The 14,563-nt window shown below is 42.0% G+C and carries 13 protein-coding genes and 1 pseudogene; 10 read left to right on the top strand and 4 right to left on the bottom strand.

All coding sequences use genetic code 11. The features are described from left to right. Positions 1 to 63 precede the first annotated feature (63 nt). Together QNN06_RS29010 and QNN06_RS29005 are read left to right on the top strand one after the other, a co-directional pair. The gene (locus tag QNN06_RS29010) at positions 64 to 225 is read left to right on the top strand and encodes a hypothetical protein (protein WP_213117382.1); all 162 of its coding nucleotides are present in this window, start codon (positions 64 to 66) and stop codon (positions 223 to 225) included. 379 nt (positions 226 to 604) lie between these two features. After that, the gene (locus tag QNN06_RS29005) at positions 605 to 742 is read left to right on the top strand and encodes a hypothetical protein (RefSeq protein WP_241113738.1); all 138 of its coding nucleotides are present in this window, start codon (positions 605 to 607) and stop codon (positions 740 to 742) included. Between the two features lie 159 nt (positions 743 to 901). On the opposite strand, the gene QNN06_RS29000 is transcribed toward QNN06_RS29005, so the two are convergent. Continuing rightward, entirely contained in the window at positions 902 to 1,801 is a 900-nt protein-coding gene (locus QNN06_RS29000) for an EamA family transporter (RefSeq protein ID WP_217036716.1), read from the bottom strand. 299 nt (positions 1,802 to 2,100) lie between these two features. Between QNN06_RS29000 and QNN06_RS28995 the strand changes: the two genes are divergently transcribed. The 5 genes from QNN06_RS28995 (at position 2,101) to QNN06_RS28975 (ending at position 6,261) form a co-directional block, all read left to right on the top strand. Beyond that, the gene (locus QNN06_RS28995) at positions 2,101 to 3,087 is read left to right on the top strand and encodes an HD-GYP domain-containing protein (RefSeq protein ID WP_254124806.1); all 987 of its coding nucleotides are present in this window, start codon (positions 2,101 to 2,103) and stop codon (positions 3,085 to 3,087) included. 20 nt (positions 3,088 to 3,107) lie between these two features. Continuing rightward, positions 3,108 to 3,788, top strand: a complete 681-nt coding sequence (locus QNN06_RS28990; protein ID WP_217036715.1) for a GGDEF domain-containing protein — start codon at positions 3,108 to 3,110, stop codon at positions 3,786 to 3,788. A gap of 177 nt (positions 3,789 to 3,965) precedes the next feature. Continuing rightward, on the top strand, positions 3,966 to 4,475 hold the full coding sequence (locus tag QNN06_RS28985) for a CBO0543 family protein (RefSeq protein WP_217036714.1): 510 nt from the start codon (positions 3,966 to 3,968) through the stop codon (positions 4,473 to 4,475). After that, the gene (locus tag QNN06_RS28980; protein WP_217036713.1) at positions 4,466 to 4,921 is read left to right on the top strand and encodes a CBO0543 family protein; all 456 of its coding nucleotides are present in this window, start codon (positions 4,466 to 4,468) and stop codon (positions 4,919 to 4,921) included. Before QNN06_RS28985 ends, QNN06_RS28980 begins: the two co-directional genes overlap by 10 nt. A 224-nt stretch (positions 4,922 to 5,145) precedes the next feature. Beyond that, positions 5,146 to 6,261: a mechanosensitive ion channel family protein gene (locus QNN06_RS28975; protein ID WP_249366586.1), complete on the top strand. Its 1,116-nt coding sequence runs from the start codon at positions 5,146 to 5,148 to the stop codon at positions 6,259 to 6,261. A gap of 77 nt (positions 6,262 to 6,338) precedes the next feature. Here QNN06_RS28975 and QNN06_RS28970 read toward each other — a convergent pair whose 3' ends face one another. Beyond that, positions 6,339 to 7,040 (bottom strand): HAD family hydrolase, encoded by a 702-nt coding sequence (locus tag QNN06_RS28970; protein ID WP_213117388.1) that lies wholly within the window; start codon positions 7,038 to 7,040, stop codon positions 6,339 to 6,341. A gap of 255 nt (positions 7,041 to 7,295) precedes the next feature. Between QNN06_RS28970 and QNN06_RS28965 the strand changes: the two genes are divergently transcribed. The 3 genes from QNN06_RS28965 (at position 7,296) to QNN06_RS28955 (ending at position 11,131) form a co-directional block, all read left to right on the top strand. Beyond that, positions 7,296 to 8,162, top strand: coding sequence for a hypothetical protein (locus QNN06_RS28965; RefSeq protein ID WP_217036712.1), 867 nt, complete (start codon positions 7,296 to 7,298; stop codon positions 8,160 to 8,162). Positions 8,163 to 8,171: 9 nt separating this feature from the next. Beyond that, complete coding sequence (locus QNN06_RS28960) at positions 8,172 to 9,332, top strand: hypothetical protein (protein WP_284036536.1); 1,161 nt, start codon at positions 8,172 to 8,174, stop codon at positions 9,330 to 9,332. Positions 9,333 to 9,535: 203 nt separating this feature from the next. Next, complete coding sequence (locus tag QNN06_RS28955) at positions 9,536 to 11,131, top strand: FMN-binding glutamate synthase family protein (protein WP_217036710.1); 1,596 nt, start codon at positions 9,536 to 9,538, stop codon at positions 11,129 to 11,131. Positions 11,132 to 11,367: 236 nt separating this feature from the next. Here the strand turns inward: QNN06_RS28955 and QNN06_RS28950 are convergent, their stop codons facing one another. Beyond that, positions 11,368 to 11,610 carry an alpha/beta hydrolase domain-containing protein gene (locus QNN06_RS28950; RefSeq protein ID WP_481819276.1) on the bottom strand — a complete coding sequence of 81 codons (243 nt, stop codon included), beginning with the start codon at positions 11,608 to 11,610 and terminating at the stop codon, positions 11,368 to 11,370. A gap of 50 nt (positions 11,611 to 11,660) precedes the next feature. Next, positions 11,661 to 14,276 (bottom strand): annotated as a pseudogene (locus tag QNN06_RS28945) (alpha/beta hydrolase domain-containing protein). Positions 14,277 to 14,563: the final 287 nt, after the last annotated feature.

Below are 14,563 nucleotides of genomic sequence, written 5' to 3'. Positions count from 1 at the left end.
TCTTGGGGAAGTTTATTAGATTGGCAGAAATAGAGATATTTTAAAAGGTAGGGGTGGCTATTAATGACAGTAGAAGAATTAAACAAGATTATCGAAGTAAAAAAGATGGATTTAGAAGAATGTGAACAAGAGCTTTATAACCGTTACTATCCTTCCATCGTCAGAGTCGCAATGATGAACTACATATTGTCCTTGAAAGAACAAATAAAAGAATATGAAGCGTAGGGACGGTTCTCATGCATCATTTTTATTTTGAATTTGGATGGGGAATGATGCAGAAGAACCGTCCCCATGCATCACTAATTATTATACAGGTTGATTTATAAAAAACCGCCAATTTCCAGCTGGTTGGGTGGTTGCCACTTCGTTTGTAGCACTTTGTCAAAACTTGTAATATAATAATCTTTGAATATGAAACCGTTTTCAATTATAATGAGAACAGGTGGATGGCGCGTGTGGCCATCATGGTATTGTGCGTAGGGCGGGGCTGATACTGTAAGGCTAGGCATTTAACCGAGGATTAAAATCTTAAGGTAAAATTATTTTTATTTAGATATGGTGTATGTCTAGAATTCCAAATCACGACGAAGAAAGGGGAAGAGACGTGGAAAAAAGTAAAACTTCGTTTGACGACTTTTTAAAAGAAGACCGATTTGAACTTCAATCTTATCTCACTTACCTGTTTACCCGTATTTCCGACTATTTTCCGGAACAAACAGAAGAAAACATGATCAATCAATAAAACATGGAGACAAATAAATGAGCAAAAATAAATAAAGCGGCCAATTTCAGTTTAAATGAAATTGGCCGCTTTTTTGATGCATGGTGACGGTTCTTGTGCACCAAACGTGTCCCTGTGAACCAACAAAATGAGGCATGAGAACCGTCCCTATGCATCATCCTACGAGGCGACCCGCAATATCAGGATGCCGATAAAGGCCAGGATGAGGCCAGTGACTTCGCGTCTGTTCCAGGCTTCTTTGAGGTAGAAGCGGGCGTAAAGAATGACAAAGACCACGTTCATGGCGACGATGGCGGAGACAATTCCGGTAATCCCATCGCGGAAGGCTGGGAAGATTAAAATCATACCTGCTGCATTGGTGATTCCCACTCCCATTCCAACACCGAGTGTTTTTTTCACGGTCCAGCTGCCGGCACGCTCCGTTAACCCTGTTTCAACAGCGGCTGCCGCTTCATGCCGGGCTTTGTTTGCTTTGGCGTTGCCCAATGCCCATGATAGTCCGAACAAGACGGCACCAGTTGCAAACATGACCGTTAAAGCAGGAAACGTTGAAGCACCAGACAAGGTAGCTAGTTTTACGGTCGTGTCGGTAAACCCGAAAAACAGCATCGTCAAGATTCCCCATTGAATCCCTTTTAATTGATTGAGCTTTAAATCCTGTGAATATTTGATTAAAAGCAGACCAACCAACACGATGAAGAATGCGATGAACTGCCACGTTGAAAGTGCTTCGCGCCAAAGGATGTAAGCAAGAATCACGACTACCAGCGGCGGCAGTCCTGTAAATAATGCGATAATCGAGGCCTTGCCGACGGCATAACCCTTATACATCGAGGCATTTGCGATAAACGAAAATAGCCCCAAAAGGAAACCTAACAATGCTTCAATAGTCCACGGCTGCTGGAACACTACATTGCTGGCCAGGGTGATAACGGTTCCAGAAATATAAACGCCTAACAGCATAAGATTACGATCAATCGGCCGCTGCGAGGTCCAATGATAAAGAATTCCCCTCAATCCAAAACAAGTAGCTGCCAAAACAGCAAAAACAAACCACATAGCAAACTCTCCTAAACTTTAAAATACACTCCTTCTAGTATACATCAAGCGCTTACATGGCGGGGTTTAGTTTTTTTGTCATTTTATGGGGGTTAATTTTAGGTATGGGGCATGGGGACGGTTCTCGTGCATCATTCATAGATGATTTTGGATAAAGTGAGGCAAGAGAACCGTCCCCATGCATCAGCTTTTTGTCGAAATTTTGAATTCTGGCTGGGAAAAATTATTTTTTATGATAGATATAGTAAAATTGTCATTAGATAAATATGCCCATTGATTTGTGTTTGGGGGAGAATCGTTTGAAGCTTAGAATGAATGATGTATTAAATAATCCAGTTGTTTTTCGTTATGGTTTTATAATTCTTATGGGGATTAATATTTTTTTTCATTTCCTTAAAATGGGGGAGCAAAATTTATATCTTGGTTTTATCCTCGCTGTCGTTTTTTTAGGCATCGGCTATTATCGGCGGTCCACTTCATTCTTGGTTACCGTAACCACGTTGGTGGTTTATAGCAGGTTCCAGCTTGACCTGCAGTCTAACACGTTACTAAGGTTCATGATCCTAGAAGTTACTTATCTTATCATTCTGTATATTTCGGTTGGATTCATGAAAAAAAGCCAGAAGATAAAGGATGATCATTTAGAATTAATCTCTGCTTTATCCAATGCATTAGATTCAAGGGATACCTATACATCCGGACATTCCCACAATGTATCGGACTATGCCGTAAAAATCGCTAAGCAATTGAAATTACCAAATGAGATGATTGAAACCGTCAGAATAGGAGGATTGCTGCACGATATTGGAAAAATCGGGGTCCCTGAATCCATCCTTTTAAAGCCAGGAAAATTAACGGAGAAGGAATTTTCTTTTATAAAAAAACACCCTATAATTGGCTGCGAAATGATTCAACACGTGAAAGAGTTTCAAGATAAGGGGATTTTAGACATCGTTTTATACCATCATGAAAGATTCGACGGAAAGGGCTATCCAAGCGGATTAAAAGGGGAAGAGATCCCATTAGCCGCTCGAGTCGTCGCGGTTGCGGACACCTTTGATGCCATCATTTCAAAACGTGCCTACAGTCCAGAGGTGCCGTTGGAATTGGCGCTGCTAGAGATTGAAAAAAATAAAGAGAAGCAATTCGACCCTGAAATTGCGGATGCTTTTCTAAGCCTATTCCAAAGGAAAAAAGAAGACATCATAATGAAGAGAAACGACCATTTTCCTATCGGCAGCATATTGGCCAAAAAACAAAAGGGCCGTTTCACCGGCACACTTTAAAAACCGTGAGAATAGTCCATATGAAACTTTCCGAAGGGGTAAAGAATTTTTTAAATGATAAGAAGGATGATGGTCTTATGGGAATAAAAGGCAGGGTTGTAACGTTCTTGATGGTTTTAATCATTAATTCCTTATATATGAGCTATTATTTTTATAGGGATGGATATACAAGCTGGTTTGAAATAATCGGATTGCCTATTATGCTTGCGTTTGCTTGGTGGTTCGGGAAACAATATGATATTGCCATCTATTATTCAGAAAAGGATATCCTTACGACACTTTACAATAGAAGATTTGTTGAAAAGTATATTTCTACACAGAAGGGCCAAAACTTTGCTCTTTTGCTGCTGGATGTGAATGATTTTAAAGTGATAAATGATGTTTATGGCCATAAAGCCGGTGATCAATATTTAATGACGATCGCTGCTCAATTAAAGAAAAGTGTAAAGGAAAAGGATATCCTCGCACGGTGGGGTGGAGATGAATTTTTAATCATTACCCCAGGAACCAAGAAAAAGGAAAATTTGGCTGAAATGATGGACAAAATCCATAAAAATCTGAAAGACGTATCACCTGTTGAGGTTGAAATCCGCGTATCCATCGGTGCAGCCCTATATCCCAGCGAAGGAAAAACATTTGATGACCTATTGAAATTAGCTGATAAGAACATGTACAGCATGAAGGCGCTTAAGCATGGGTGAGGCATGGGGACGGTTCTTGTGCATCAATTTTGTCTGCGAAGTAAGGGGACGGTTCCGCTGGCAAAAAGCCAGAAGAGCCGTCCCCTTGACTTTTCCCATGTCTTTTACAATTTTTACAAACCCAAAAGTATTTGTATCCAATAAACTCCTAATACTAACTCCATAAGGAGGCAGTATATGAACTTTGATTATTTCATTCTCGCTATGATTTGGATTGTTTCTATTATCACTTTGCTCATTGTCATTCCAAAATCAAGAGTGCGAGAATTTATGGCAGTGTTTTTCTTTTTTCAGTCATTAACTTGGATTTTTGGCATTGTTCTTACAGCCTTTGGAGCCTTATCAACAGAAGTTCGCCTATTTGAAAAAGCAACCAAAATTAGTTTTACCTCGGAGTTTATCTTCTTTCCGACCGTGGCGGTTGTCTTTCATCGATGGTTTCCTGACCAAGGCGGGAAACTAAAAGTGGTTCTCCATTACGTTGTGTTCACTGGGGTCATTATTTTATATATGTATTTACTAGCGACGTTTACCAGAATTATGCGAGTCGATGCTCAGCAACTAATTAGATTCTTTTTTAATTTTGTATTTGAGTTTTGGGTCTGCAGAAGATATGTCTTATGGCTTATGGGAACCACAAAACTACAGGCTTATCATGGAGTGGGAGGATCGGAAGAATGGAAGTGACATTCCTCTATGCAATCTGGTCCATCACCATCTTCTCATTGGTCTTAATCCCTAAAAAACGTTTAAATGAAGCAAGTGTCATTTTTGTTTTTCAGCAGTTAATAACTTGGTCTTTAGGCCTTATCGTGGCAGAATTAAATTGGATCGAATACCCAGTCCGGGAGTTTGCTTCGGTTAACAGAACAAGTTTCACCTTTGAGTTTTGGGTATATCCTCTCATTAGTGTTTTTTATGTCTTGCACTATCCGGTCCATAAAAGTAATTGGAAACGTATATTTTACACATCTATTATCACAACTGTCTTAATCATTTCAGAAATCCTGTTTGAAAAATTCACCGACCTTATTGAATACATCCATTGGGAATGGTACGTTTCCTGGATTTCAGTCTACGCCACCCTATACGTAGCTCAACGTTTCCATCGGTGGTTTTTTAAATTTGGATGATGCATGGGGACGGTTCTCATGCATCATTTTTTTTGGAGGTAGTGAGGCATGGGGACTGCTCTTATGCATCATTTTTTGGGGTGGTGAGGCACGAGAACCGTCCCCATGTTTCAATCTGAGACTTTTGTTGTATTCAATTATTTTGTGAAAAAGTTTATTATATTGCGTTGTGATGGTTTGAATTTATATAGAAGTCTCATAAAAAGAGGGAAGGTATTTTAGAAATGTCTTTGGATTCATTTGTAATGGCTTTTTCAATGGCGGACATAGACTATGAGATGTTAAAAAATTTAGGGATCTCGATTGGGATTTTGGCTGTATTTATTCTTTTTAGAAACCTGTTTACTAAATATGTGTTTCAGTTGATTGTAAAATTGGCCCGCAAAACACCGACTGAATTTTTAACACAAATCTGCTTAAGTTTTGAACGACCTTTAGGTTGGGCGTTTATTATTGTAGGTTTGTACCTAGCGATGGATTATTTTCCTTTTATGGAGCAGCAAAATGCGTTGTTTATCAAATTTTTGCGTTCGATGATCATTGTTTTAATAACATGGGGCTTGTTTAATTTGTCCTCTCCTTCCTCAGGGATCTTAATCAGTGTTAACGAAAAAATGAGCAATAAGATTGATTTAATTTTGCTTCCGTTTATTTCAAGGACCATTCGCGTCATTATTATTGCCATCAGTATCAGTATTATCGGGCAGGAATTTAATTATGATGTGAATGGATTGGTTGCGGGCCTTGGATTAGGGGGACTTGCCTTTGCTTTAGCGGCAAAGGAAGCTGTAGGGAATCTCATTGGCGGGGTCGTGATTGTAACCGAAAAGCCATTTTCTATTGGAGATTGGATCAAGACGCCGAGTGTTGAGGGGATTGTAGAAGATATCAATTTCAGAAGCACGAAGGTTCGAACCTTTAGCCAAGCTCTGGTTACTGTTCCGAATGCAACGCTGGCAAACGAAGCGATTACGAACTGGAGCCGAATGGGAAAAAGAAAGATCGATTTTCACTTAAGACTTAACTATAAAACTACCAAAGAGGATATTCAAAGAGTTGTAAGTCGCATCCGACAATTGTTGGGGACTCATGAAGAAATCCATCCGGATACGATTATGGTGGCGTTTGATCATTATAATGAGAGCAGTCTTGATGTTCTTGTCTATTTTTTTACAAATACAACGGTTTGGGCAGAACACGTTAGGATTAAACATGAAATCAACTTAGAAATCATGGGGATATTGGAGCAAGAGGGAGTAGAAGTCGCTTTCCCATCCCGAAACATTTACGTATCTCCACAAACAAACGAAGTATTTCAAACCATGGGATCTATTGATTGAGTGAGGCATGGGGACGGTTCTTGTGCATCAAAAAAAGGGGTTTGGCTGCTAAAAAGCCAAACCCTATTTTTGTCTTATTAAAATAATTGCTTGATGAGTTCCTCAAGTTGTTTATAGGAAATTACCTCGTATTCGGGCTGGATATGAGGATGGGGCTTTTCTTTGTTTTTTGTATTAATCCAAATAGCATTCCAGCCAGCTCGGGTTGCTCCTAAAATATCATTCTCAAATGAGTCTCCAATCATATAAGAATGAGCATTTGTAAAGTTGGTTTTGGCAGTAACATAATCGAAATATTCCTTGTCAGGCTTAGCATGGTGAATCTCGCTTGAGATAAAGATGTTTGCTTCCGGTATCCAGTTCCCAATATCCAAGGCTTTGATTTTTGCACGCTGATGGGCTGAGGGACCATTTGTCGTAATATACATGGGTATATTTTTCTCATATAAATACTGTAGAATTCTTTTCATTTTTGGAATAAGAGAAATCTTATATTGGTGTTCCTTGTACACCCTTTGAAATTCATCGGCCTCGACATCCGAAATGTTCCTGCCCAAATCTTGAAAGGCATGTACCATTCTATATCGATGCATTTGATTTAAGGGCATTTCCCCCGACTCTGTCATGGCAAAGACTCTATCACTATACTCTCTACTTTTCGTAAATAAATCTACTACTGAAATAGTATCAACACCCGGAAAAACACCATCAAACGCCATCCGAAACGGCCACAATTGGTCATATAAGGTATCATCTAAATCAAAAAAAACAGCCTTCATTCCTGACACTCCATAAAATTTATTATCTAATTTTTATTATACATAAAAGAGGCATGAGGGAATCTCTCTATTTGTCTCTTATTCAGCGATCTTTGAGTTCTTTTAAACAACTTGTCTAGAATAACCGTAATTAATTAATGATAAATATTTTTGGCAGACTGAGTTCGGGATAACCAATCATTTCCGATTTCTTGGTTATTGGAAATCAGGTGGTATAATATTCCTATATAAAGTCTAGTGAAAAAGAGGGCTATGATGGAACACGAGAAGAGATTACAAAATATCCAAATGGGTTTATCGGGAGATGGAAGAACTCCCATGGCGATAGATGCAGGTCTGGTTACAGGCAGTCATTCGCTTGCCCAATGGATGGCTCAACAATTTAACCATAATTTTGATGAATATGATAGAGCGATTGACTCTGTCTATAATTCTACCCATATAGGGGGTTCTGCCTACCACCACCTGCTGGATGGACAGCATTCTGTTTGGGGAGCCTTTCGTGCTGTAAAGGATGTAAAGGCGGATGATTCATTTCTTACGGAATTTTTACAGGCAGGGGAGCATTTACTGAGGGACATTGCTTCTGTCTCCGGAATTAATCCCTTTTTCTCCTTAACGTCTGACCAATGGGACCATCTTGCTGGGATTGCCCAGTCTGTTGGTATTTCCAAACCCTTTCTTGCCGATGCCCTAACAGTTAATGCTCCGGAATTGTTGGGCGGCAGTATTGGCCTTTTATCGGCGTTGTTGGTCGGAAAAAGACAGGATCCAACCGCAGTTTCTAAACTCTCGGGAGCCTATATTCTTTCGTCAATTGCTAGTGGAAATCCAATTCTTTTTCCTGTTGCTGCTGGAGGCCTGGTCTATTCGCTTATAAAAAGCGACAGTAAAAAGGAAACGTTGGTTAAAGGGGGAAAGGGAGCGATTGTGTCAGGAGGGGCGCTGCTTGCGGGCAGTCTAGTTGGCGGTCCTGTTTGGATTGGCTGTTTGGCATCCGTTGCTGCGGCCATCAGCATCAACTATGCTCTAGAAAATCCCGAAAAGACGTTTACCAGGGTCAAAGAAATCATTAAACCTACAGCTTCCATTCTTCGAAAGGTATCTTTATCAATAGGGTAGGTGGTTATTTTGGATTTTTTATATAAAAAGGAAATCTTAGAATTAGAGGCGTTTCGCCCAGTTTTAACGGAAATAAAAAATGTTGACCCAGCAATGGGAGAGAACATGGAACAAGCCTTGAAAGCGGCTGTGAAGGAAAGTCATGAGCTCATTATAAAGGCCAACACAACGGATCAGCTGCATATTGGATTAATCAAGGAGCAAATATATATTCAGGCTCAAAGCAGCCAGTATTTAAATATAACCGATGAAATAACAATGAAGAAGAATAACCTGCTTGAATTTATGCCGCAAATTTATAACCAATTCATGAATGAAGTCGAGCAGGAAATGACCCGTTTTTTTCAGGAAAAGAAGCGGGAAATGTATGCAGAGATTGATCAGGATGGTTCCTGGTATAGCGGCCTCCGGGACACGACAAAGAAAAGCGGCCAGCTTTATAATTTTGCGATAAATAAAATCAATTCGGTTTCCAAGGAATTTCAAGGTAAGGAAGTCATTTCCGACCAGCGTTTAGTCGATACAAAATCGATTGTTGAAAATGTGCTTGAGAAGCATTTAAGTAATCAGAAGGTAACCAATCAGGTAAGTGCTATTTTTGAATCGGCTGTTAAAAGATATAAGAATGCTTGGATGCAGCGGATTGCAGACAACGTCCCGGACATGAAACGGATATCTGCGTTTTCTCTTACCCAAACAACCAAGGCTAATTTAAAAATCAATTTCCAGTACGGGGATGCGGAAAAAGTATTGGCAATGGGGATCGGCTCAGCCGTATTTGGCACGGTTGGTCTTGCGATGGGCTGGCATACTTTAACCTATGCCCTTTTTAATGTTTTTCCACCTATTGCTCTTTTTGCTGCTCTTGCCACTGTTTTGGTGGGCGTCTTAACTAAGGATAAGGCTGTGGAGAAACGAAAGCAAGACATTAACGAGGCGGTAACACGATACCATCATTTCTTTTTACAGCAGTTGTACGTTTTAAAACTATCAGAACTTGAGAATAAAAGCATTTCCGAATATATAGAACTCAAGGGCCGAGCAATCGTCGAGGAAACCGTAAAGGAATGGGAAAGGAAATACTTTGGCAACCTGAGGATAGAGCATTTCAGAAAGCTCAATCAGGCGTTTGTTAGGCATCTCATGTATGTGAATGAGGCGGTTGAGTGAGGCACGGGGACGGTTCTTGTGCCTCATTTCATTTCAGCTCGCTTTTCTACTATTTTTCTTTTAAAAGCTTTGATTCAAAGCTGAGTACACTATTTTTTGAAACATAAGAACCGTCCCCATGCATCCTAAATTACATAAGTTTCCCAATACTGGCTAATATTAAGTCTATATTAAATTCTAGATTTGATAGGAGCCATAGAATGATGGAATTTGCCAATATATTAGTCATTATTGAGTTTGCCTTTATTGCACTTGTACTGCTGGGTGTGGTTGTTTTTGTTGGATATTTGTTAATTTTCGACCGGAAACAGAAGCAACATTCGATTTTGCGGAATTACCCCGCGTTGGGCCGGATTCGTTATTTTTTTGAAAAAATTGGTCCCGAAATGCGGCAGTATTGGTTTAACAGCGATACGGAAGGGAGGCCATTTTCGCGGGATGATTATGAGCATATTGTCAGGAGTGCGAAATATAAGCGGGATGTCGTCGGTTTCGGGTCGAAACGCGATTTTGATGAAGAGGGATTTTTCGTTCGGAATTCAATGTTCCCAAAACTAAACGAAGAAATCAAAATGGATCAGAAAACGCTGGTTAATACGAAAAAATATATTTTACTGAATGACCCGCTTTTTACGGACAGGGAGGAAAAATGGGAGGATGACGATGCGCAGGCCAACTTGCTTCACGATGATGATGCGGTCGTGATTGGCCCAAAAACCAGGCATCCTTTCGTTGTTAAAAGTTTAATCGGCATGTCGGCGATGAGCTACGGTGCGTTGGGGAAAAACGCCATTACAGCATTATCCAAAGGTTTGGCCCTGGCGAAGGGGACTTGGATGAATACCGGCGAAGGCGGTTTGTCTCCGTATCATTTGGAAGGCGGCGCCGACATCATTATGCAGATTGGCCCGGCCATGTTTGGGGTTCGTGACGAAAATGGGGAAATGGATTGGGATGAATTAAAGCGGAAAAGTGAGATTCCGCAGGTGAAAGCCTTTGAAATCAAGCTGGCGCAAGGGGCAAAGACCCGCGGCGGGCATATTGACGCGGAAAAGGTCAATGAGGAAATCGCCGCCATTCGCAAGGTGGAGCCCTATAAATCGGTAGACAGCCCGAATCGCTTTAAACAATTTGGCGATATCGCGTCGATGTGTGACTTTATTGAAAAAATTCGCGAGCATACCGGGAAGCCGGTTGGTATGAAGATTGTCATAGGCAGCACCGATAGTGCGGAAGAACTTGCCCGATATATGAAGGAATCCGGAAAAGGTCCGGATTTCATTACCGTCGATGGCGGCGAAGGGGGAACGGGCGCATCCTATCAGGAACTAATTGATAGCGTCGGACTGCCGATTAAATCGGCCCTTCCAATATTGGACTTAACCTTGAAAAAATATGGGGTGCGCGACCGCGTGAAAATTATTGCTTCGGGCAAACTGTTCACGCCCGACCGGATTGCCATTGCCTTGGCGATGGGGGCGGACTTAGTCAACATTGCGCGCGGATTTATGATTACCGTCGGCTGTATTCAAACACTAAAGTGTCATTCCAACGCTTGTCCAGTGGGGGTCGCGACAACAGACCCTGACTTGCAATATGCACTCGTAGTAGATGAGAAGAAATACCGTGTGGTAAATTACCTTGTCACACTGCGACAAGGACTATTTCGTATCGCCGCAGCGGCCGGACTGGACTCCCCCGTCCACTTCCGCCCAAATCACATCTGCTACAAAGACGACAAAGGCATCGTCGTAACCCTAGAAAACATCCTAAAAGAAATGGAGCAGCAGATTGGGTGAGGCACGGGGACGGTTCTCATGCATCATTTCATGAGTGTGGGAGTGATGCGTGGGGTCGGTTCCTGTGCATCATTTCAAGGTCGTAATAAAAAGCCTTACACATGAAAAGGGCCCGACTAGCGGATAGGAGCTAGTCGGGCCTTTATGCGTGGAGCTATTTCGTTCTTCCATAGCCTCTTTTCTGCGTCAGCAAAATAAACCATTTTGAGGCAGAAGAACCACCCTCATGCATCACATCACCATTTTGAAGCAAAAGAACCGTCCCCATGCATCGCTTTTTTATACGAGTCGGCGACTGTTTGCGGGATGAGGTTCTGTGCCAGTAGGTGGTCAACAGAAGCGTTCATTCTTTCAACCCAGTTTTCTTTTGAGCCGTATAGGGATGCGAGCTTGTCCGCACTGAATAGGGTCATGAAGTCGCTTCTTACCATGTAGGTTGCGAGCGGGTTGTCGGACAATGGATGGCGGAGTCCGCCGATGACGTTGCCGTGAGCATCCCTGGCAAATTTCCCTGTGGCTGGGTCGACCTTCAGCCATTTATCCTCAGAGTCGGGAAGTATTTCTTCGGATCCGCATCAGGGTTCGCTTTTTTGGCTACAGCAAAATCATAAAGGTTATCGAGCGCGCCGCTTGCAAACATATCGATGTGCAAATTGCTCTTCACCGTATTTGGAAGATCCGTTACAGGATATTTTCTTGGTGCCACCCCGGCTTTTACCAGCGCATCATTATTCTGAATGATCGGCGAGATCGCATCGGAGTGAGGTGCATTGGCTACTTCGTATTGTCTAAAAATATCATACTTACTGTTTTGATCTTTTTTATTTTTGTAAGAAGGGAATAGGCCTGCACCCTCTTTGAATCCCGATTCTGCCTGGGACATCACCACCACCGTGGGAACACCCATTGCCTTAAAAATGGATTTTGGTGTATTCTTGTCAGTTAACGACGGCATGATCGCTCCCGAAGGCTGGATGGAGGCTGGAATCGCCCCAACCAAATTATATTAGCCGTCAAACAGGTATTGATCCTTTTCAGCATTGTATAAGTATGGCTGGAACACGTTGGTATACGTATTCTCATACATGCCGGACTGGCTTTGCCCGCCAAGGAACACAAAATCAGGCTTCGTGCCAAGGATTTGCCGGCTTTGCTCGTCATCGTTCAAGGCCACCCCAAGCTGCGACAGCATATCCCAGAACAGGCCGTTTTCATATTGCCCCGCCTTGTCGGCTGTCCAATCAATATCCGCATAACGGGCAGGGTCGAATTTTTTCAAGGCTGCCACGTTAACGTCCTTTGAAGTTATTCCAATATAACCATGGCCGTTCTGCATGAAGTATTCCCAGCTTCTTCTCCAAGTATCTTCCATATCGGAATTATTGGAGGCGTTCAGGATGTCGATATAAACGGCACCGGAAAAATTCTTCATATCTTGCGGCATGCGCACGATAATTCGGTTCGTGTAATCATATGGACCGCTCTTCACAGTCGGAACGTCGTTACCTTCGACATTACTAAGCTCATAAATATTAGCCTGACCGGAAAGGAAGAATTCTTTTTCAGTATAATGATAGTCCTTCCAAATATCGACTGCGCCAACGGAATCTAGCATCGAGTTATAAGGATGGCTCAGCTCCGGATGGGCCGCAACATCTGGTTCCTCTGTATGGAAGCCAACCTTTTCAGGGTCAAACGGTTTTTCGACAATCTTGGTTGGCTTGGCGTCAGCCACCGCGTTAATCTTATCCGCATCTGGCCCGCCGAAGCCTTTCTTTTCATTTACATAGTTTACGAGCTTGTCATAGCCTTCTTGTAAAATATATCCTTGATCCAATAGTTTCTTAGCCTGTGCTAAAAATGGCTTCTTATAATCTTTTTCAAAATTAGGATACAGTTTTGCAATTTTGTCGGCAGTGAAGAAAACCATACTTCCGTTCGTTTCAAAAGGAAGGCCGTTTCGGCTCGCATAATAAGTGGCGATTGGGTATTCGATGCGCGGATCGCGAATTCCACCCAATGCATTGCCATTTTCATCGGCTTTCGTTGTGTAAATGGTTTTTCCAGCTTCTGTTTTTTTCGAAAAATCAATCCATTTATCGTCTGCAGAAGGGGCAGGAATTCCTTGAGTTACCCACTTATGCATGTTCTCTTGGACCGCATTGACAAAGCTTTGCAGATTCAAGTCACTTTCATAATGGCCCGGGTCATATTCCTTTGGCGGCCTTCCTTTTCCGTTTCCAAGCTTAATTTCATCGCTAAATGGAATGACGTCGAGCGTCGGGTCTGTATGCGGGGCGCCGGCTACCTCGTAAAATCTAAACTTGTTTTTAGTTGTGGATGAGTCATGCTTTCTTTCATAGGTATAGTCCGGCATGTTGGCAAAATTATGTTCAAATTCGGACATAATCACCATATAGGGAACGGCGGTTTCCGAATAAGTAACGCTTGGCTTAGGTCCGCCGGAGTTCACATTGGTTGTTCCAGGTCCAACGATATTCATATACCCGTTAAATAATGGTTTTCCATTATTGGAGTTCTCAAGCATTTTATCAAATGAGGTAATGTACGTGTTCAAATAAAATCCTGATTGACTCTGTCCTGATAAGTAGACATATTGCGGTTTCAGTCCGCCGAGAATGTCGCCGGCGCTGTCACTGCGCAGCTTTGTGCCTAATTGCGAGAGCATGTCCCAAATCAGACCGTTTTCATCCTGGCCGTTTACTTTCCAATTCAGGTCCGCATAGCGCTTGCTGTCGAAATTTTTTAAAGCATTGATGGTGTCTGTTTTGGAAGTAATCCCGATGTAGGCATGGCCTTCTTTCATATACCAATCATAGCTTCGGCCCCAGGTATCTTCCAAGTCGACGCCGCTTGACGCGTTTAAAATATCAACATAAACGCGGCCGGAGAATTTGGCCGGATCCTTTGGAAATCTTACTAAAAGCCTTGTTGTATAATCGTTTCCGGACGATTGGATATAAGGAACATCTTGCTTGTCAATGCTGTAAACATTAGCTTTCCCCGACATGAAAAATTCCTTTTCGTCATAGCCGTAGTCGTTCCAGATATCGACATGACCGCTTGAACTGTACATGGAGCTGAATGGATGGCTGATGGTAGTCGGCTGGCTGTGAAAGGTCATTCCTTCTCCATAAGGAATTTCTTTTACTGTAGGAATCTCTTTGATGGCTTTTTTTATTTGTCCTAAATCTTTGTGAGCATTGGCGTTTTCTATTGCGGTTGCTGCCGGTTGGCTACCGCTGCCCGTGCTCGCTGCTGTTGCCGAAATGCCGCCGCCGATTGGTGTAAGCAATAACATGGCAGACAACATAATAGCGGAAACCTGTTTGCTCTTTTTCATAAAAACCCCTCCTTTTTCTAATGTGTAAAAACGCTTACAAAACGTACTGCAATCAATTAAGGGAGAAA

It is taken from the genome of Neobacillus sp. 114 (assembly GCF_030127045.1).
In the GTDB taxonomy this organism is placed as follows: Bacteria; Bacillota; Bacilli; order Bacillales; family Cytobacillaceae; genus Neobacillus; species Neobacillus rhizophilus.
Note: the sequence above shows the minus strand (reverse complement) of the source record. Positions and strands in the feature narration are given on the sequence as shown.